The organism is Streptosporangium fragile, assembly GCF_039534445.1.
In the GTDB taxonomy this organism is placed as follows: domain Bacteria; phylum Actinomycetota; class Actinomycetes; order Streptosporangiales; family Streptosporangiaceae; genus Streptosporangium; species Streptosporangium fragile.
Map to the genome: position 1 here is coordinate 1 of NZ_BAAAVI010000035.1, position 17577 is coordinate 17577.

At 72.8% G+C, this 17577-nt stretch carries 15 protein-coding genes and 1 riboswitch; of the genes, 8 read left to right on the forward strand and 7 right to left on the reverse strand.

The genetic code is table 11. The annotated features are described in order from the left end of the window. Positions 1-130 precede the first annotated feature (130 nt). A complete protein-coding gene (locus ABD841_RS22770) occupies positions 131-337 on the forward strand; it encodes a hypothetical protein (RefSeq protein ID WP_344975275.1) in 207 nt (68 codons plus the stop codon). A 4-nt stretch (positions 338-341) separates the two neighbouring features. Beyond that, positions 342-734, forward strand: coding sequence for a DUF6578 domain-containing protein (locus tag ABD841_RS22775; protein ID WP_344975278.1), 393 nt, complete (start codon positions 342-344; stop codon positions 732-734). Positions 735-822: 88 nt separating this feature from the next. On the opposite strand, the gene ABD841_RS22780 is transcribed toward ABD841_RS22775, so the two are convergent. Continuing rightward, positions 823-1689 carry a universal stress protein gene (locus tag ABD841_RS22780; protein ID WP_344975281.1) on the reverse strand — a complete coding sequence of 289 codons (867 nt, stop codon included), beginning with the start codon at positions 1687-1689 and terminating at the stop codon, positions 823-825. A gap of 193 nt (positions 1690-1882) precedes the next feature. Between ABD841_RS22780 and ABD841_RS22785 the strand changes: the two genes are divergently transcribed. Both ABD841_RS22785 and ABD841_RS22790 read left to right on the forward strand, forming a co-directional pair. Beyond that, positions 1883-2317 carry an Hsp20/alpha crystallin family protein gene (locus tag ABD841_RS22785; RefSeq protein ID WP_344975284.1) on the forward strand — a complete coding sequence of 145 codons (435 nt, stop codon included), beginning with the start codon at positions 1883-1885 and terminating at the stop codon, positions 2315-2317. A 223-nt stretch (positions 2318-2540) separates the two neighbouring features. Next, positions 2541-2867: a histone-like nucleoid-structuring protein Lsr2 gene (locus ABD841_RS22790; RefSeq protein ID WP_344975287.1), complete on the forward strand. Its 327-nt coding sequence runs from the start codon at positions 2541-2543 to the stop codon at positions 2865-2867. 217 nt (positions 2868-3084) lie between these two features. Here ABD841_RS22790 and ABD841_RS22795 read toward each other — a convergent pair whose 3' ends face one another. Together ABD841_RS22795 and ABD841_RS22800 are read right to left on the reverse strand one after the other, a co-directional pair. Then, positions 3085-3711: an NADPH-dependent F420 reductase gene (locus tag ABD841_RS22795; RefSeq protein ID WP_344975289.1), complete on the reverse strand. Its 627-nt coding sequence runs from the start codon at positions 3709-3711 to the stop codon at positions 3085-3087. A 62-nt stretch (positions 3712-3773) separates the two neighbouring features. Then, entirely contained in the window at positions 3774-4484 is a 711-nt protein-coding gene (locus ABD841_RS22800) for a TetR/AcrR family transcriptional regulator (RefSeq protein WP_344975292.1), read from the reverse strand. A gap of 96 nt (positions 4485-4580) precedes the next feature. On the opposite strand from ABD841_RS22800, the gene ABD841_RS22805 reads away from it, so the two are divergent. Both ABD841_RS22805 and thiC read left to right on the forward strand, forming a co-directional pair. Next, a complete protein-coding gene (locus ABD841_RS22805) occupies positions 4581-6206 on the forward strand; it encodes an ABC-F family ATP-binding cassette domain-containing protein (protein WP_344975486.1) in 1626 nt (541 codons plus the stop codon). A 772-nt stretch (positions 6207-6978) separates the two neighbouring features. Then, positions 6979-7089: riboswitch (TPP riboswitch) on the forward strand. Beyond that, a complete protein-coding gene (thiC, locus tag ABD841_RS22810) occupies positions 7082-8746 on the forward strand; it encodes a phosphomethylpyrimidine synthase ThiC (RefSeq protein WP_344975294.1) in 1665 nt (554 codons plus the stop codon). Its footprint overlaps the riboswitch before it by 8 nt. A gap of 231 nt (positions 8747-8977) precedes the next feature. Here the strand turns inward: thiC and ABD841_RS22815 are convergent, their stop codons facing one another. After that, on the reverse strand, positions 8978-9838 hold the full coding sequence (locus tag ABD841_RS22815; RefSeq protein ID WP_344975297.1) for an NAD(P)H-binding protein: 861 nt from the start codon (positions 9836-9838) through the stop codon (positions 8978-8980). Between the two features lie 141 nt (positions 9839-9979). Here ABD841_RS22815 and ABD841_RS22820 point away from each other — a divergent pair, with 141 nt between their 5' ends. After that, entirely contained in the window at positions 9980-10399 is a 420-nt protein-coding gene (locus ABD841_RS22820) for a winged helix-turn-helix transcriptional regulator (RefSeq protein ID WP_344975300.1), read from the forward strand. Positions 10400-10444: 45 nt separating this feature from the next. Here ABD841_RS22820 and ABD841_RS22825 read toward each other — a convergent pair whose 3' ends face one another. The 3 genes from ABD841_RS22825 to ABD841_RS22835 all read right to left on the reverse strand — a co-directional run bounded on the left by ABD841_RS22825 (position 10445) and on the right by ABD841_RS22835 (position 16583). Beyond that, complete coding sequence (locus ABD841_RS22825) at positions 10445-13384, reverse strand: aminotransferase (protein ID WP_344975303.1); 2940 nt, start codon at positions 13382-13384, stop codon at positions 10445-10447. 10 nt (positions 13385-13394) lie between these two features. Next, positions 13395-14819 (reverse strand): APC family permease, encoded by a 1425-nt coding sequence (locus tag ABD841_RS22830; RefSeq protein ID WP_344975306.1) that lies wholly within the window; start codon positions 14817-14819, stop codon positions 13395-13397. 153 nt (positions 14820-14972) lie between these two features. Beyond that, positions 14973-16583 carry an amidohydrolase gene (locus ABD841_RS22835; protein ID WP_344975309.1) on the reverse strand — a complete coding sequence of 537 codons (1611 nt, stop codon included), beginning with the start codon at positions 16581-16583 and terminating at the stop codon, positions 14973-14975. 203 nt (positions 16584-16786) lie between these two features. Here ABD841_RS22835 and ABD841_RS22840 point away from each other — a divergent pair, with 203 nt between their 5' ends. Then, positions 16787-17422, forward strand: a complete 636-nt coding sequence (locus tag ABD841_RS22840; RefSeq protein WP_344975312.1) for a TetR/AcrR family transcriptional regulator — start codon at positions 16787-16789, stop codon at positions 17420-17422. Positions 17423-17577: the final 155 nt, after the last annotated feature.

The following is a 17577-nucleotide window of genomic DNA, read 5'->3' on the forward strand; positions in this document are numbered from 1 at the left end:
ACTCTCGCGGTCCGCTCCCGGTGGGTGTCCGAGGCGGCCCCGCACTTCACCGCCGACCCGGGCGGGTGGCTCGCGCAGGTCATCCCGCCGCTGCCGTCCCTGGCGCTTCCCGCGCCGGACGAGACGGCCCATGTCCGCCCCCGGGCGGGTGATCTCTCCCTCGACCGCTGACGGTGTCCTCGCCGCGGTCGACGCCCGCCTCGGTGACGACGACGCCGGTGACGACGACGTCGGCGACGTCCTGAGGCGGGCACCCGGCGAGCCGGACCCGGCCGCCGAAGGCACCTGCTCCCGGCAGCCGGGGCGCGATGCGTCCCGCGCGAGTGCTCGATACTGAGGCCGTGAATCTTTTGGTCTGGGTCGACGGCTGGCAGATGGAATGCTGCGGCGCGTCGTTCCGCGTCGGGTCGCGGATCGCGTGGACACTGGGTCCCGCCGACGCCGACGCCCTGACCCCGGTGCTCGGAGAGAACACCGCCGCCACCGTCGACCGGGTCGAAGACCATCACGGCGACCTGCCGGAAGACACCCCGGCCACCGAGGCGACCGTGACCGCCATCACCGCGGTGCACTGCCGGTACGCCCCCAGAGCGCATGACGACCCCCGCACCCTGCACCCGGTCAACGATTCGGCTGTCTTCTCCGCGGTGACCCACGCCGACGGGCGGACGCCGGACCTGGGCGAACTGCAGTTCGTCGGCTACCTGGTACGCCTGGCCGCGCCTCGTCGCTGACGGGCCGCCCACCCCGCCGCCGCACCCGCCGCTCCGGCCGGTTCCCGCGACCCGGGGTGATCCCGGCGGGCCCGGATCGGGTGCTCCGTCACGCCCCGTCCGGGACGCTCACCACGGCGACGGGACAGTGGACGTGGTGCAGGACCCCGTGGCTGACCGATCCCAGCAGGGCCGCGCCGAGCGCGCTCCGCCCCCGCGACCCGACCACGACCAGGTCCGCGGTGGCGGAAGCCTTCTCGATCGCCGGGACCGGATGGCCGCGCACCACCGTCTCCACCACGTCGACCTCGGGATACTTCTCCCGCCACGGGGCCAGCGCCTCGCGGGCGAGGCGCAGCTCGGTGACGGAGATGTCCTCGACCAGCGGCGTGTAGGCGATGGCCCCCGGCCCCAGGACGGGCATCTGCCAGGTGTGGACCGCGTGCAGGCCGGCGGCGCGCCGGTAGGCCTCCTCGAAGGCGTACGCCAGCGTCGCCGCCGAGTGGGCCGAGGCGTCGAACCCGACGACGACCTCGCCGCGTGTCTCCCGGGGGCCGCCCTTGACGACCACGACCGGCGCCGCCGCGTGGCCGGCCAGGGCCAGGGAGACCGAGCCGAGCACCAGCTCGGCGAACCCGCCGCGCCCCCGGCCGCCCACCACGACCTGCGCGGCGTCCTCGGCCTCGCGCCGCAACACCTCGACCGGCCGGCCGGCCTCCAGCCGGGTGTGCACCTCGGTTCCGGGCGCCCGTTCGCGCGCCGTGCTCTCCGCCGTGTCGAGCAGGCCCTGGCAGTGCTCCAGGATCGAGTCGCGAAGGCCCGGCGGCGTGCGCACCGGGATGTCGTAGGCACGGGGATCGTACGCGTGGACGATCCGCAGGGCGCACCGGCGCCGAGCGGCGTCGGCGGCGGCCCATTCGACCGCTGCCAGCGAGAACGGCGAACCGTCCGTACCCACCACCACGTGTGCTCTCATGTCATCCTCCTTGCCCGTTTTTGCTCCCTTCCTTGCCTCCTGCCGACGCCTTCCCGGCTACCGGGTCTTCCCCTCCCGACCATCCCGATAGCCACGAATGACCTGGACATTTGGGACTTCCGGCTCTGTGGCGCGGGCCGGTCCGGCGGTCCAATGGAAGGGGAAGGAATCCCGAGGAGGCTCGGAGGAACCCATGAGCATGCCCATGCGCCGCGAGCAGCGCGGCCTCATCCCCGACCTGTTCGACTGGCTGGAGCTCCCCTTCGCCGCGCTGCGGCCATCGATGGCGCCCACGGCACAGCCCATCAAGTTCGAGGACTACTTCAAGGACGACCGCTACGTGCTGCGGGCCGAACTGCCGGGGATCGACCCGGAGAAAGACGTCGAGATCACCGTTTCCCACGGGGTTCTGACCGTCCGCGCCGAGCGGCGCGAAGAGCAGAGGGATCAGCGCCGGACGGAGTTCCGCTACGGCTCCTTCACCCGCTCGCTCACACTACCCCCCGGGGTGGACGAGAACGACATCAAGGCGACCTATGACAAGGGCGTCCTGGAGATCACCATCAAGCTGGCCGAGGCCAAGGAGGAGGGCAGGCGCATCCAGATCGAGTCCAAGCCGCAGACGTAGCCTACGTTCCGGAATCCGGGACGTGGTCCGGCCGGCCGGGATGGCCCCGCTGCGACCGGTGCACCCTGCGCCCGCCGCCCGGCCGGCCCTTCTCATGACACTTCGGACCGGCGCCGCCAAGCGGACATTAGACGCCGGGAAACCGATTGATCATTATTCTGCGAATAAGTCAGGAGATCCGCTATCGTAGGAGCATCGCATAACTTTCTCAAGGAGTATCGGGATGGCAAAGCAGATTCAAGAGATTCTCATCGACGACCTGGACGGCGGGCAGGCGAACGAGACGGTCGCTTTCGCGCTCGACGGCACCTCCTACGAGATCGACCTGTCGGGTGAGAACGCGAAGAAGCTGCGCGATGCCCTTGAGCTGTTTGTTGCCAACGCCCGCAAGGTTGCTTCCGAAAAGCGCCGGAGCCGCCGCGGAAAAGCCGTTCTGACACGGGAAAAGGCCGCGGAAATTCGCGAGTGGGCGAGGCGGCAGGGGTTGAACGTCAGCGAGCGCGGGCGGATCGCGAGCACGGTGGTGGAGCAGTACGAGGCGGCGCACTAGCAGCCCGGCGACGCCCCACCGGGCGGTCTTCCCGCCCGGCGAAGGGCACCGTCACCGACGCCCGCCCCACCGGCGTGCTCGTGCGCGTCCCTCCCGGTCCGCGGAGCGCACCCGCAGGCCGCGCCCCGGCCGGACACGCGGGTCACCGGGCCGGCGACCCGCCGAGCAGAGCCCCGGCCTCCCCGTACGGCCCGGGCCCGCCCTACGGACCCGGGCGCTACAGGCCCAGGCGCTCGCGGACCACCGCCGCGGTGAGGTCGGCGCCGTAGACGGGCGTGCCGGGCTGGTGGCGGCGACCGCCGTCGGCCAGGCCCCCGACGTCGACCGGGTCGAAGCCGATCTGGTCGATGAGCTCGGCGACCACCCGCTTGGCCCGCTCGTCGTCACCGGAGATCGGGATGGCCAGCCGGTCGGCGGCACCCGGGGCCCGCCCGTCGTTCAGCAGCCGCTCCCAGTAGATCGCGTTGAACGCCTTGACCACGTGGGCCTGCGGCAGATGCGCCTGCAGCAGTTCGCTGGAGGTCGTGCGGTCGGCGTCCAGTTCGGGGAAGGCCCCGTCGCGCTGCGGGTAGTAGTTGTTGGTGTCGATCACCGTCGCGCCGTCCCGGACCGAGGTGGGGACCTCCCGGTAGCGGCCCAGCGGGACGGAGACCACCACGACGTCCCCGAAGGCCGCCGCCTCCTCGGCGGTGACCGCCTTCGCGCCGCCGCCGAGTTCCCTCTCCAGTTTCCGGAGGGTGTCCGGCCCCCGGGAGTTCGAGACGACCACCTCGTGGCCGGCCCGGGACAGCAGCCGGGCGAGGGTTCCGCCGATGTGCCCGGCGCCGATCAGTCCGATCTTCATTGTGCCGTCTCCCTCCGCGATCTCTTCCCTGTGATCGGTCGGTAACGCCGCAGCTCCCCCGGCTATTCCGGGGCGGAGCGGGCGGTACCGCCGGCCTGGATGCCGTCGAGGAGGTAGCCGAGGCCGAGGGCGAAGGCGGTGTCCCAGTCGTCGCCGACGAGGGGGCCGTGGGCGGCGAGGGTGGGATAGCGGTCGCGGCGGGCCGCGAGGTGCTCCCGGGCGGCCCGGCTCGCCTGTTCCTCGTCCCGGGCCTGCCAGGTGGCCTGCATCAACGCCGAGCCGATGACGTAGTTGGACAGCCCGTACGCCGCGGCGGTGAGATGCGGTTCGGCGAATCCGGCCGCGAGCAGGGTGGCGTGCAGGAACTCGCTGCGCTCCAGGACGTTGGGGCCGAGCAGCGGGCGGCCCAGCAGGGCCGCGGACCAGGGGTGGGCCAGGAGAGCCGATCGCCATCCGCGGATCAGGGCGGTGACGTCCTCCCGCCAGTCGCGGGACTCCCCCCTCGGGAGCTCGACCTCGCCGAACACCGCGTCAAGGGCGAGATCGAGGATGTCGTCCTTGGTCTTCACGTGCCAGTACAGGGTGGTGGAACCGGTGCCGAGACGCTCGGCGAGCCGCCTCATGGTCAGCCGTTCGGCGCCCTCCTCGTCCAGCAGGGCCACGGCCTCCTCGACGATCCGGTCCCTGCTGAGCGGGGCCGCCTCGCGCTGCGCCCGGGACGGCCGCAGCCACACGTCCCCCGCCGTCGCCTGTCGCGCCTGACTCTCGTTCACGGCGAAGAGTCTAGTATGTTGTTCGAGTACCGGAACAACGATCCGGTACCGGATCAACGATCGAGTCGGATGGCGTCCGAGGACGGCGGGGCAGGCATGGGGCACATCGAGGTGGATCGCCTGACCTACGTGCTGCCGGACGGGCGCCTGCTGCTGAACGAGGTGTCGTTCCGGATCGGCGAGGGGGCCAAGGCCGGGCTGGTCGGGCCGAACGGCGCGGGCAAGACCACGCTGCTGCGGCTGATCGCCGGGGATACGCGGCCGGCCGGGGGCCGCGTGGTCTCCTCCGGTGGGCTGGGGGTGATGCGGCAGTTCATCGGCAGTGTCCGCGACGGCCGGACCCTGCACGACCTGCTGCTTTCGGTGGCGCCCGACCGGGTCCGCGCGGCCACCGCCGCCCTGGAGCGGACGGAGTCGGCGATGGCGGCCCGCGACGACGAGACGACGCAACTGGCCTACGCGCAGGCGCTCGCCGACTACGGCGACGCGGGCGGGTACGACATGGAAGTCGTCTGGGACACCTGCACCACCGCCGCCCTGGGCCTGCCCTACGACGCGGTCCGGGACCGTCCGGTGAACACCCTGTCGGGGGGCGAGCAGAAACGCCTCGTCCTGGAGGCGCTGCTGCGTGGCCCGGACGGGGTCCTGCTGCTGGACGAGCCGGACAACTACCTCGACGTGCCCGGCAAGCAGTGGCTGGAGGAACGGCTGCGGGCCACGGCCAAGACCGTGCTGCTGGTCTCCCACGACCGGCAGCTGCTGGCAGGCGCCGCCGACCGCATCGTGACGGTGGAGGCACGCGGCGTCTGGGTCCACGGCGGAAGCTTCGCCACCTACGCCCAGGGCCGCCGGGACCGCGCCGCCCGGCTGGAGGAACGGCGCCGCCGCTGGAACGACGAGCACGCCAGGCTCAGGCGGCTGGTGCGCACCCTGCAGCAGACCGCCGCCGGCAACGACGCGGTGGCCTCGGCCTACCGGGCCGCGCGCACCCGGCTGAGCCGCTTCGAGGAGGCCGGTCCGCCCGAACGCCCGCCCAGGGAGCAGAACGTGCGGATCCGGCTACGCGGCGGACGCACCGGCAAACGCGCCGTCGTCTGCGAGAACCTGGAGCTCACCGGCCTGATGCGGCCGTTCGACGCCGAGATCTGGTACGGCGAACGCATCGGGGTGCTCGGCTCCAACGGCTCGGGCAAGTCCCATTTCCTCAAGCTCCTGGCCGAGGCCGCGGACGGCGCGACGCCCACGGTGCGGCACAGCGGATCGGTACGGCTGGGTGCGCGGGTGGTGCCCGGCCGCTTCGTGCAGACCCACACCCGGCCGGACCTGCACGGCCGCACCCCGGCCGACCTGGTGATGACCGGCCACGCGCTCACCCTGAACGAGGCGATGGCCGCGCTGGCCCGCTACGAACTCGCCCCCGCCGCCGACCAGCGGTTCGAGACGCTGTCCGGCGGCCAGCAGGCCCGGCTGCAGATCCTGCTCCTGGAACTGTCCGGCGCGACGCTGCTGCTGCTCGACGAGCCGACCGACAACCTGGACCTGGCCGGCGCCGAGGCCCTGCAGCGGAGCCTGGCCGCCTTCTCCGGCACCGTGCTGGCCGTCACCCACGACCGCTGGTTCACCGCCGACTTCGACCGCTTCCTCGTCTTCGGCGCCGACGGCACCGTCTACGAGAGCGCCGAGCCGGTCTGGCACGAAGGCCGGGTCGACCGGCTCCGCTGAGGGACGGCGGCGGGCCGCTCCCGAGCGCCGCGGGCCGGTCACTCAATCCTCCCGGCCGGTCCGTGCACCTTCGCGCCTTCGCGACGTCCCGGACGGCCGCGACCCGGCGCCCCCGGTACGGCCTTCCGGACGGCCGCGCTTCCCGTGATTCACACAATGTGATTCTTGGAGAAACAGATGAATGGCGCCGAGCGGTCGCCGAGTATGCCATCGCGGTGCGGACGACCGAAAAACGACCGGCCCGGCGTCCGGGCGTGGGCCGCGTTTTCCGGAGAGCGCGCACGGCGCCCCGCCCCCGAGAACACCTGGGCCCGTCACGGGAAACACGAGACCGTTCCCGGGAACGCGAAGGCCGGTACACCAGGAGATTCCGGGCGACGATCCGGGACCGCAACCAGGGAAGATCCGTGCGAATCCGGACTACGCCGGGAAACGTCGGAACCGGCCTCTCCGCACGATTCCACCACGGAGCCGCCCGCCCCCCGCCCGCACCGCCTCCCACACCCTCTCGAATATCCTCATAATATTAATCTTCATAAGACGACAGATAATCGGAAGACCGATTTCCGCCCCGCGCTCCGGTGCCTCCCCACCGGTTCCGGGCCCCTTCCCACCGGCCGGGCGGTTTCCGGCCGGCGGGAAATCGGACCACGCCGGGACGGGCGCGACCCCCCGCGCGAAAGGCGCGTCCGCTTTTCCGCTTTTCCCCGCGGGCGCGAATACCTCAGGACCCGGGGTTGCGGCAACGGGGCGGCGTCGGGTTAATGTCGGGAGGACCGAACGCGGGAGCCCGGCGCACCGGGCTGAGAGGGCGGCTGACGCAGCCACCGACCGCTTGAACCTGACCGGGTAATGCCGGCGTAGGGAGTCGTCCAATGGTTTCACCTGCCCGCAAGATCTATCTCAGCGGCTCGCGCCCGGACATCCGGGTGCCGATGCGGGAGATCTCGCTCAGCAACGGGTCCGGCGTCGTGCTCTATGACACCTCGGGGCCCTACACCGATCCGGCGTACGCGCCCGACCTGAACCGCGGCCTGCCGCGGCTGCGGGCGGCGTGGCGTTCCCCCGCCGCGGCGCCGTCCTCCGACACGTCGCCGTCCCCCGGCACGTCGCCGTCCTCCGGGCCCGCTGTGCAGTCCCACGGGACGACGCAGCGGGCCCGGGCGCGGCGCGGTGAGATCACTCCGGAGATGGAGTTCGTCGCGGTGCGCGAGGGCGTCACGGCGGAGTTCGTCCGCGACGAGCTGGCCGCCGGCCGGGCCGTGCTGCCCGCCAACGTGAACCACCCGGAGAGCGAGCCGATGATCATCGGTCGGAACTTCCTGGTGAAGATCAACGCCAATATCGGCAACTCGGCCGTCACCTCCTCGATCGAGGAGGAGGTCGAGAAGATGCGCTGGGCCACCCGCTGGGGCGCCGACACGATCATGGACCTGTCCACGGGGTCGCGGATCCACGAGACTCGCGAGTGGATCCTGCGCAACTCCCCCGTACCGGTCGGGACGGTGCCCATCTACCAGGCGCTGGAGAAGGTCCGCGGCCGGCCCGAGGCGCTGACGTGGGAGATCTTCCGAGACACGGTGGTCGAGCAGTGCGAGCAGGGCGTCGACTACATGACGGTGCACGCGGGTGTGCGGCTGCCGTACGTGCCGCTGACGGCCCGCCGCAAGACCGGGATCGTCTCGCGCGGCGGCTCAATTCTCGCGGCGTGGTGCCTGGCCCACCACGAGGAGAACTTCATCTACACGCACTTCCGCGAGCTGTGCGAGATCTTCGCCTCCTATGACGTGACCTTCTCCCTGGGCGACGGGCTGCGGCCCGGCTCCATCCACGACGCCAACGACGAGGCCCAGCTGGCGGAGCTGCGGACGCTGGGAGAGCTGACGCACCTCGCCTGGGAGTACGACTGCCAGGTCATGGTCGAAGGACCCGGCCACGTGCCGATGAACAAGATCAAGGAGAACGTCGACCTGCAGATGGAGCTCTGCTCCGAGGCGCCGTTCTACACGCTCGGCCCGCTGACCACCGACATCGCGCCCGGCTACGACCACATCACCTCGGCCATCGGCGCGGCGATGATCGGCTGGTACGGCACCGCGATGCTGTGCTACGTGACCCCGAAGGAGCACCTGGGCCTGCCCGACCGGGACGACGTGAAGGCGGGCGTGATCGCCTACAAGATCGCGGCACACGCGGCCGACCTGGCCAAGGGGCATCCCGGGGCGCAGGCGTGGGACGACGCGCTGTCCGACGCCCGTTTCGAGTTCCGCTGGGAGGACCAGTTCAACCTCTCGCTCGATCCGGAGACCGCGCGTTCCTTCCACGACGAGACCCTTCCCGCCGCCCCGGCGAAGACCGCGCACTTCTGCTCGATGTGCGGCCCGCACTTCTGCTCGATGAGGATCACCCAGGACGTGCGGGCCTACGCCGAGAAGAACGGGATGCCGGAGGCCGAGGCCCTGGCGGCGGGCATGCGGGAGAAGTCCGAGGAGTTCGCGCAGCGCGGCGGGCGCATCTACCTGCCCCTGGCCGAGAACTGACGGCGGCCGGCCCTCCCCTCCAGACCGGCGCCGTATGGCCGGTCAACCCCCGGCGCGGACGGGACGTCCCCACGCCGAGGAGGGGAGATGCCGAAACCCGACGCCCTCGGGGACGAGCACCTGCTGCTGGAACTCGTCCTGGTCGAGGCGCTGCACACCGAGGCGGAGCGGCTGGCCGCCGAGTGACCGCCCCGGTCCCGGCTCCGGCGGGGGCCGGGATCCGGTGGCCGCTCAGCCCCGCAGAGCGGCGGCGACCGAGGCGGCCAGCGGGGTGGTGGGCCGGCCCAGCAGCCCGGCCAGGTCGCCGGTGACCGGCTCCAGCGCCCCCCGGGAGATGTGGACGTCGGCGTCGACGAGGGTATCGACCAGGAAGGAGGGCAGGCCCGCGCCGGCGAGGATCTCCGCGTACCGCTCGGCGGGGAGGTCGGTGTAGACGACCTCCTTGCCGGACTGCAGGGCGGCCTCGGCGGCGAGCTCCGGCAGGTTCCACGCGGTGTCGCCGGTGAGTTCGTAGACCTTTCCGGCGTGGCCCTCCCCGGCGAGCACCACCGCGGCGGCCTCGGCGAAGTCGGCGCGGGCGGCGGAGGCGATGCGGCCCTGACCCGCCGAGCCGACGATCGCGCCGCGCTCGACGGCGCCGGCCAGGGTCGCCGTGTAGTTCTCGGTGTACCAGCCGTTGCGCAGCAGCACGTGGGGCAGGCCGGTGGCGATGACGGCGGCCTCGCTGGGGCGGTGCACCCGGCCCGGGGAGAGCGGGCTGCCGGCCGCGTCGAACAGGGACGTGTAGGCGACCAGCCCCACCCCGGCCTCCTTCGCGGCGGCGGCCGCGGCGCGGTGCTGGACGACACGCCGGTCGTCGGGCCCGTTGGCGGAGACGAGGAGCAGCCGGTCGGCGCCGGTGAACGCCGGGACCAGGGTTTCGGGACGGTCGTAGTCGGCCTCGCGCACCGTCACGCCGCGCTCGGCCAGGTCGGCGGCCCGGGCCGGGGTGCGGACCGCGGCCACGACGTCGGCGGCGGGCACGCCCCGTTCCAGCAGGTTCTCCACCACGAGGCGCCCGTACTGCCCGGTGGCTCCGGTGACGACGATCATCGATGTTCTCCTTCGGTGCGGCGGGCACGCGGCTGTGCCCGGCTGCGCCCGGACCCGGCCGCCGGACGTCGCCACACCATACACTTTCTATTAGAGAGCACAAACTTTTAGATAGTGCTTTCGTCTCGATACCATGGGCGGATGGACACGCAGACGAGCACCGCCGAGGTTGAGGAGGGCCGCGCGATCGACGCGCTGGCGTTCGACGTCTTCGCCCGCGCCTGCCCCTCCAGGCCCACGCTCGAACACGTCACCGGCCGCTGGGGCATCCTGATCCTGGGCGGTCTGCACGAGGGGCCGATGCGCTTCAACGCGCTGCGCCGCCGGGTGGACGGGGTGAGCGAGAAGATGCTCGCCCAGAGCCTGCACGCCCTGGAACGCGACGGGTTCGTCCACCGCGAGGCGCAGGCCACGATCCCCCCGCGCGTGGAGTACCGCCTCACCCCGCTGGGACGGGAGACGGCCGCCAAGCTTCTGGATCTCATCGCCCACATCGAGGCCAACATGGCGGAGGTGCTGCGCGCGCAGGAGAGCTACGACCGCGACCGCACCGGAGCCTGACCGGAGGCCCGGCGGCGGGAGCCGCCGCCGGGCGGACCGGCCCCGTCACCACCCTTCGGTGAGCGCCACGTCGAGCATGTCGGCGAAGAAGTCCGCGCTCTCGCGGGTCAGGCAGAGCGGCGGCTTGATCTTCAGCACGCACAGGCGGTCCGAGGTGGGCTGGACGATGACGCCCAGTTCGCGCAGCCGCTCGCAGATCGCCGCCGTCTCCTCCACGGCGGGCGTGAGGTCGCGGCGGTCGCGCACGAGCTCGACGCCGAGGTACAGGCCGGTGCCGTGGACCGCGCCGATCAGCTCGTGCCGGTCCGCCAGCTCCAGCAGGCGCGAGCGCAGGTGCGCTCCGACCGTCCGGGCGTTCTCCTGCAGTCCCTCGTCGCGGATGACGTCCAGGACGGTCAGCCCCACCACGGAGCTGACGGGGCTGCCGCCGGCGGAGGAGAAGAAGTAGCCCTGCGACCGGTACCGCTCGGCGATGTCGCGCCGGGTGATGACCGCGCCCAGCGGGTGGCCGTTGCCCATCGCCTTGGCGACGGTCACGATGTCCGGCAGCACCTCCTGCTGCTCGAACCCCCAGAACCACTCCCCCAGCCGCCCGTAGCCGACCTGGACCTCGTCGGCGACGCACAGCCCGCCGGCCTCGCGCACCGCCTCGTAGACCGCCGGCAGGTAGCCGTCGGGCAGGGGCATCCCGCCGGCGTTGCCGTAGTAGGGCTCGCAGATGAAGGCCGCCGGGGGCCGCCCGCCGGCGGTGAGCTCGCGGATCGCCCCGGCCGCCTCGGGGCCGTAGCGGACCGCGTCCGCGCCGCGGTGGGTTCCCCGGTAGGCGTTGGGGGCGGGCAGCGTGTGCACCCAGGCGGGGCGCGTGCCGAGGGCGTCCGGGTTGTCGGCGACCGAGGTGGAGATCGCGTCGGTCGCGTCGGACCAGCCGTGGTAGGCCTCGCGGATGGCGACCACGTCGCGCCGGCCCGTCCACGCCCAGGCGATCCGCAGGGCCAGGTCGTTGGCCTCGGTCCCGCTGTTGACCAGGAAGACGGTGTCCAGGGGCTCGGGGAGCGTCGCCGTGAGCCGCTCCGACAGCTCGACGACCGCGCCGTAGTGGAAGCGGGAGTTGGTGTTGAGCAGCCGCCACTGCCGCCCGACCGCCTCGGCCAGGCGCGGGTGGCCGTGGCCGAGCACCGTGACGTTGTTGAGCATGTCCAGGTACGCGCGGCCCTCGGTGTCGACCAGGTGGTGGCGCCAGCCGCGCTCGATGCGCGGCGGGTCCGCGTAGTAGTGCTCCTGCACGGTGGCGAAGGAGGCGTCCCGGCGCCGCAGGAGGTCGCCCGGGGGCGTCTCCTCCGCCACCGCGGCCGCGTCCAGCAGGGCGGTCGGGTCGGGGCAGAGCGCCTCCCACCCGGCCGCCAGCTCCGGCTGCGCGAAGGGCGGCGGCGTGGCGCCGTCCAGGGCGGACAACTGCACCCGCAGCACGCGGTCGCCGCCATCGGGGACCTCGCCCAGGGGCGTTCCCGCCCCGGCCCGGTCGCCCGCGGAGACGGCGGGGCGCAGGCCGTCCAGCAGCAGGTCGACGCCGCCGGACCGGAGCACCACGGCGCCCCCGGCGGCGGTCTCGACCGTGCCGTCCCAGGGCGCGTGGACGGGGGCCGGCTCCCTGAGGTGGACGTCGACGGCGAGGGCGACGGTGGCGGGTGAGACGGCGCTGTCACGCACCGAGCGGGTCAGGCGGCGCTCCGCGTAGCGGGTGACGGCCGCGTCCACGCCGCCGCGGCGGAGCGCGGCGGCGACGTCGCGCTCGGCGCCGGGCAGGGTCCAGCGGCCGTCGTGGAGCTCGTCGCCGGTGGCCGAGAGATCCATCGTCGCCAGGGTCCCGCCCGCCAGGGTGGGCAGGAGGGCCGCCCCGGGGCGCGGGCAGGCGGCCCGGCGGGCGGGCAGGCCCAGCGCGTCGCGCAGCACGTGGGTCATCACCTCGGCCGGCAGGGACGTCGCCTGGCGGAAGATCTCCCACTCGTGGTCGAGGGCGGTCGTCGCGTAGCCGTTGCCGGCGTCGATGGCGGCCTGGTGGTGGCCGCTGACGACCAGGACCGCGGCACGCAGCACGACGAGCGGCCACAGCGCCTCGACCTCCGCCTCCGACAGCGGGCTGACCCGGTGGAAGGCCCGCACGGCCGGTACGGCCGCCGCGGGCGTGGCGTCGCGGTGACGGAGGATCGAGGCGCAGGTGACGGCGAGGTCCCCGACGGCCCAGCTGCGCGTCAGGTCGCCGAAGTCGATGACGCCGACCGGTTCCCGGCGCCCGGCGGGCGTGCGCCGGCAGACGACGTTGTCGTCGGTGATGTCGCCGTGGACGACCTGGACGGGCAGCTCGCCGGCGTACCGGTCGACGGTCTCACCGGCCGCCCGCGCGGCGGCGCGGACCAGGTCGGCGCGCCCGTCGCCGCGTACGTGCTCGGCGAGCAGTTCCACGACGCGCGGTGCGTGGCGCAGGTCCCACTGGAGCACGCGTTCGGTGCCCGGGTGCCGGAAGTCGCGCAGCCCGCGGACGGCGCGGCCGGTCAGGTCGCCGAGGGCGGCGACGACGGAGGGGGCCAGGTAGCCGCGGCCGCTCAGCGTCCGCCCGTCGAGGTAGTCGAGCAGGCGGATGTGGAGCTCCTGGTCTCCCAGGACCGCCCGCTGGACGGTCTCGCCGTCGGCCCCCGGCCGGGCCCGGGGAGTCAGCAGTCCGGGCTCCCGGTCGGCGACGTGCGCCGCCGCCGCGTCCTGGGCGAGCAGTTCCACGCGGCCGAAGACCGGGTTGGCCACCTTCAGGACGTGCCGCGCGCCGCCGGCCGTGGTGACCAGGAAGTTGGCGTCCTGCTGGCTGCCGAGCTCCTCCGCGTCACCGTCGACGCCGAAGAGCTCGCGGGCCAGGTCACGGGCCTGCCCCACGCCGATCTTGGGCGTGGGCAGGCCGGCCGTTTCGAAGAAGTCGAAGGTGGTCTGGGGGTGCATGTTCGGCTCCTCAGCTTCCGACCGGCCGGGCCGCGGGAGCGCCCCGTCCGGTGTCTTCTGTCCCATTGTTCCCTGCGGTTCCGGCGGCGCCGGAGTCGTCGAGGGCCAGCTGGGGCGGGCGGCGGCGGAACCCTCCGGTCAGCACGGCGAGGTAGGCCAGGCCCAGGCCGAACCAGACGAGCCCGACGACCAGCGCGAGCTCCGACAGGCTCAGCCAGAGCCAGGCCGTCATCACGAAGCCGACGACCGGCACGACGGCGTAGAGCAGCAGGTCACGCGGGGACCTGCGCCCCCGGTCCAGCACGAAGTGCTTGACCACCGTGAGGTTGACCAGCGAGAAGGCGAACAGGGCGCCGAAGCTGATGAGGGAGGCGGCGGTGCCCAGGTCGAGGACCAGCGCCAGCAGCGAGACGGCCGCGACCACCATGGTGGCGCCCACCGGCGTGCCGAAGCGGGGGCTGAGCGTGCCGAAGAGCCGCTTCGGCAGGACGCCGTCGCGTCCCATGGCGAACAGGATGCGCGCCACGCTGACCTGCGACGCCACCGCCGCGGCCACACACCCGGCGATGTACGCGGCGAGGAAGAACGCCTCCAGCGCCCGGCCGCCGGCGGCGACCATGACGTCGACGGCGGCCGAGTCGGGATCGGTGATCGAGCGCCAGTCCGGCATCACGAGGTGGGCCGCGTAGGAGACCACGGTGAAGATCAGACCGCCGATCAGGGTGGTCAGCACGATCGCCCGCGGCACGCTCCGGTGCGGGTCCCGCGCCTCCTCCGACAGCGTGGACACCGCGTCGAAGCCCAAGTAGGACAGGCAGAGGATGGCGGCGCCCGCGAACAGGCCGTCCCAGGGCATGTCGGGGCCGAACAGCGGCGCGGTCAGCGAGGGCGCGTCCCCGGCGCCGCGCAGGGCCAGCGCCAGGAAGACGACCACGAAGACGATCTGCACGCCGACCAGGACGAGGTTGGCCCGCTTGACCACGGAGATGCCGACGACGTTGAGAAGGGTCACGACGGCGATCGCGCCCAGGACGAAGACCCACGCCGGCACGGCCGGGAACTGGTCGTGGAGGTAGATGCCCATCACCATGTAGTTGATCATGGGCAACAACAGGTAGTCGATCATCAGCGTCCACCCGGTCATGAACCCCAGGTGCGGCCCGAACGCCCGCTGCGTGTAGGTGTAGGCGGATCCCGCCGACGGGAAGGCCCGTACGAGCACGGCGTAGGCGATCGCGGTGAAGAGCATCGCCGCGAGCGTCATCAGGTACGCGGTGGGCAGGTGCCCCTCGGTCAGCTGGGTGACCGAGCCGTACGTGGTGAAGATGGTCAGCGGCACCATGTAGGCCAGGCCGAAGATGACGAGTGTGGGCGTGCCCAGCACCCGGCGGAGCGCGTCGGGTGCCGGGTCGGGGTGAGCTGGTGTGGTTGCCATGCGGAGTTCCTTCAGACGGCGTGCCCGGCAGGGGCGGGGACGGGGACGCGCCACCGCGGACCGGGGAACGCGGGCCGGTGGGGGGCCGGTGGATGTGCGGGGCCGGTGGGGGCCGGTGGATGTGCGGGGCCGGTGGGGGCCGGTGGATGCGGGTCAGTGAACGCGGTGGCCGGCGAGCCAGGTGCCGCGCACCCGGATCTCGTGGAGGCGTTCGGGGGGCGTTGCGCGCGGGTCGGCGGACAGCCACACCAGGTCGGCGTCGGCGCCGGGGACCAGGGTGCCGCGACGCCCTTCCGCGAAGGCCTGGTAGGCGACCCCCGCCGTGGCGGCCGACAGCGCGCTGACGACGTCGATCCGCTCACCGGGCAGCCATCCCCCGGCCGGTTCGCCGTCGCCGTCCTGCCGCGTCACGGCCGTGGCGATCCCGGCCAGCACGTCGGGCGAGGTGACCGGCCAGTCGCTGCCGAAGCTCACCCGGGCGCCCGAGCGCAGGACGGAGCCGATCCGGTACTGCGCGCCGCCGCGTTCCGGCCCGATGCGGGGGATGGTCAGCTTGCGCATGACGGCGTCGCGCCGGGCCCACAGGGGCTGGAAGCAGGCGACGACTCCCAGCGCGGCGAACCTGTCCAGGTCGTCCGGGGAGACGAGCTGGGCGTGCGCGACGACCGGGCGGCGGTCCCGGGGGCCGTTGACCCGCTCGACATGCTCGATCGCGTCAAGGGCCGACCGCACGCCGGCGTCGCCGATGGCGTGCAGGTGGAGGGCGAAGCCCTGCCGGTCGGCCTCGGCCGCGGCCTCGCGCAGCGCCTGGTCCCCCCACACGGGCATACCGCGGGTACACCGGTGGTCGCTGTAGGGGTCGAGGAGGTGCGCGGTGCGGTTTTCGATGATCCCGTCGACGAAGAACTTGACCGTGCGGGCCGTCAAGCGTCCGGGGGCCGCCCGCTCCAGGAGGTCGCGGGTGGCGGAGAGCTCACCGCGCTGCCCGGCCCAGCGGTGCGGGTCGGCGCGGAACGCCAGGTCCGCGCGTATGGCCAGGGCGTCCGCGGCGGCCGCCGCAAGGTAGGTCTCGACGTCGTCGGGGTCGACCCAGGCGTCCTGCACCCAGGTGATCCCGTGGCGGGCCAGCTCGCCCGTGGCGCGCCGGAGCGCCTCGACCTTCTGCGCCCGGCTCCACGGGGCGGCCACCGCGGCCACCAGGTCGACGGCGTCCCACTCGATCAGGGTGCCGAGTGGCGACCCGTCCGGGCGCCGGGCGATGCGGCCGCCCGGCGGGTCCGGGGTGTCGGCGTCGATCCCCGCCTTCGCCAGCGCCGCGGAGTTGCACCACACCGTGTGGTAGTCCCACGCCCGCAGGACCACCGGCCGGTCGTCGACGGCCTCGTCCAGCCAGCGGGCGTCGAACATGCCGTCGGGGGTCAGGGTGGCGTCGTAGCTGCCGCCGAGGATCCACGGCGTCTCCGGATTGCCGTCCGCCCAGGCCCGCACCGCGTCCTGGATTTCCCGGACGCTCCGGCAGGCGCGGATCCGCGGTCCGAGCCCTTCCAGGCCCGCCAGCACCGGGTGGGCGTGCCCGTCGCCGAAGGCCGGCATCAGGAAACCGCCGTCGAGGTCGACGACCTCGGTCTCGTGTCCCGTCTCCGGCACCCCGGCGCCGCCGGGTCCGGTCTCGACGACCACTCCCCCGTCGACGAGCAGGCGTGGCAGGTCGCCGACGGCGGCACCGCCCCAGATCGTTCCGCCGGTGAACGTCACAGCAGGCATGAGGTCCTTCCAGCCTGAGCCCGGCATCTCACCGGACCCCGGGTGAACACCAAAAACCAACAGCGTTGGTTTTAGGTGACTGTAAGGTGAGAGCCCCAGCTCAGGGAAGGTCCGGTAGCGAAATTGACTCTCCCGTTACCTCTGCCCTCGCACGCGGGCGCGGCCGCCGACCCCTCCCGGCACCCATCAGCGGAAGGAACCTCGTGGGACGGCCCAGCACACCACTGCTCAGCGTCGACCTCATCGCCAGGGCAGCCCTGCGGATCATCGACACCGAGGGCAGCGACGCCGTCACCATGAGCCGGGTGGCCACCGTCCTCGGCGTGCACACCTCCTCGCTCTACAACCACGTCAAGAACCGGGCCGCGCTGATCGAGGAGGTCCGCACGCTCGTCACCGAGACGATCGACAGCTCGGCCTTCCGGACCCGCCCGTGGCACGAGGCCGTCGTGGAGTGGGCCCGTTCCTACCGCACGGCCTTCGCCCGCCACCCCAGGTCCGTCCCGCTGCTGATGTCGGTGCCGGTCAGGGCGCCGCGCGTGCTGAGCATGTACGAGGACTTCACCGTGGCGCTGCGCCGGGACGGCTGGCCCGACGACCTGATCGTCGTGGTCCTGACGACCGTCGAGTCCTTCATCCTCGGGTCCGTGCTCGACATGACCGGCCCGCCGGCGATGTTCGACCCGGCGGCGCACGCCGCCGAGTTCCCGGCCTTCACCGAGGTCATCGCCACCCTGGAGGCTTCCGGCACCGGTGTTCCCACCACCGACCGCGCCTTCGAACTGGGCCTCGACGCGCTCCTTCGCGGCCTGCGGGAGCAGCGCCGGGCGCTCCGGTGACGGGCCGGGAAAAGGGCCGCGAGGGTGCTGTTTCACCGGAAGGAACCCGGGATCCCCGGATCCCGGGAAGGATCGGAGTCGTCGAACACCACGTCCACCACGTCCACCACGTCGGCCGTCCCCCTCCGCGACGACATCGCCGAAACGGAAAGAGG

Excerpts from the sequence above, each read along its gene's own strand:
- ABD841_RS22780 (WP_344975281.1), bottom strand. The coding sequence starts at position 1,689 with ATGAGAGCACACGTGGTGGTGGGTACGGACGGTTCGCCGTTCTCGCTG.
- ABD841_RS22835 (WP_344975309.1), bottom strand. The coding sequence starts at position 16,583 with ATGCCTGCTGTGACGTTCACCGGCGGAACGATCTGGGGCGGTGCCGCC.
- ABD841_RS22805 (WP_344975486.1), top strand. The coding sequence starts at position 4,581 with ATGGGGCACATCGAGGTGGATCGCCTGACCTACGTGCTGCCGGACGGG.
- ABD841_RS22795 (WP_344975289.1), bottom strand. The coding sequence starts at position 3,711 with ATGAAGATCGGACTGATCGGCGCCGGGCACATCGGCGGAACCCTCGCC.
- ABD841_RS22825 (WP_344975303.1), bottom strand. The coding sequence starts at position 13,384 with ATGCACCCCCAGACCACCTTCGACTTCTTCGAAACGGCCGGCCTGCCC.
- ABD841_RS22820 (WP_344975300.1), top strand. The coding sequence starts at position 9,980 with ATGGACACGCAGACGAGCACCGCCGAGGTTGAGGAGGGCCGCGCGATC.
- ABD841_RS22785 (WP_344975284.1), top strand. The coding sequence starts at position 1,883 with ATGAGCATGCCCATGCGCCGCGAGCAGCGCGGCCTCATCCCCGACCTG.
- ABD841_RS22770 (WP_344975275.1), top strand. The coding sequence starts at position 131 with ATGTCCGCCCCCGGGCGGGTGATCTCTCCCTCGACCGCTGACGGTGTC.
- ABD841_RS22815 (WP_344975297.1), bottom strand. The coding sequence starts at position 9,838 with ATGATCGTCGTCACCGGAGCCACCGGGCAGTACGGGCGCCTCGTGGTG.
- thiC (WP_344975294.1), top strand. The coding sequence starts at position 7,082 with ATGGTTTCACCTGCCCGCAAGATCTATCTCAGCGGCTCGCGCCCGGAC.
- ABD841_RS22790 (WP_344975287.1), top strand. The coding sequence starts at position 2,541 with ATGGCAAAGCAGATTCAAGAGATTCTCATCGACGACCTGGACGGCGGG.
- ABD841_RS22830 (WP_344975306.1), bottom strand. The coding sequence starts at position 14,819 with ATGGCAACCACACCAGCTCACCCCGACCCGGCACCCGACGCGCTCCGC.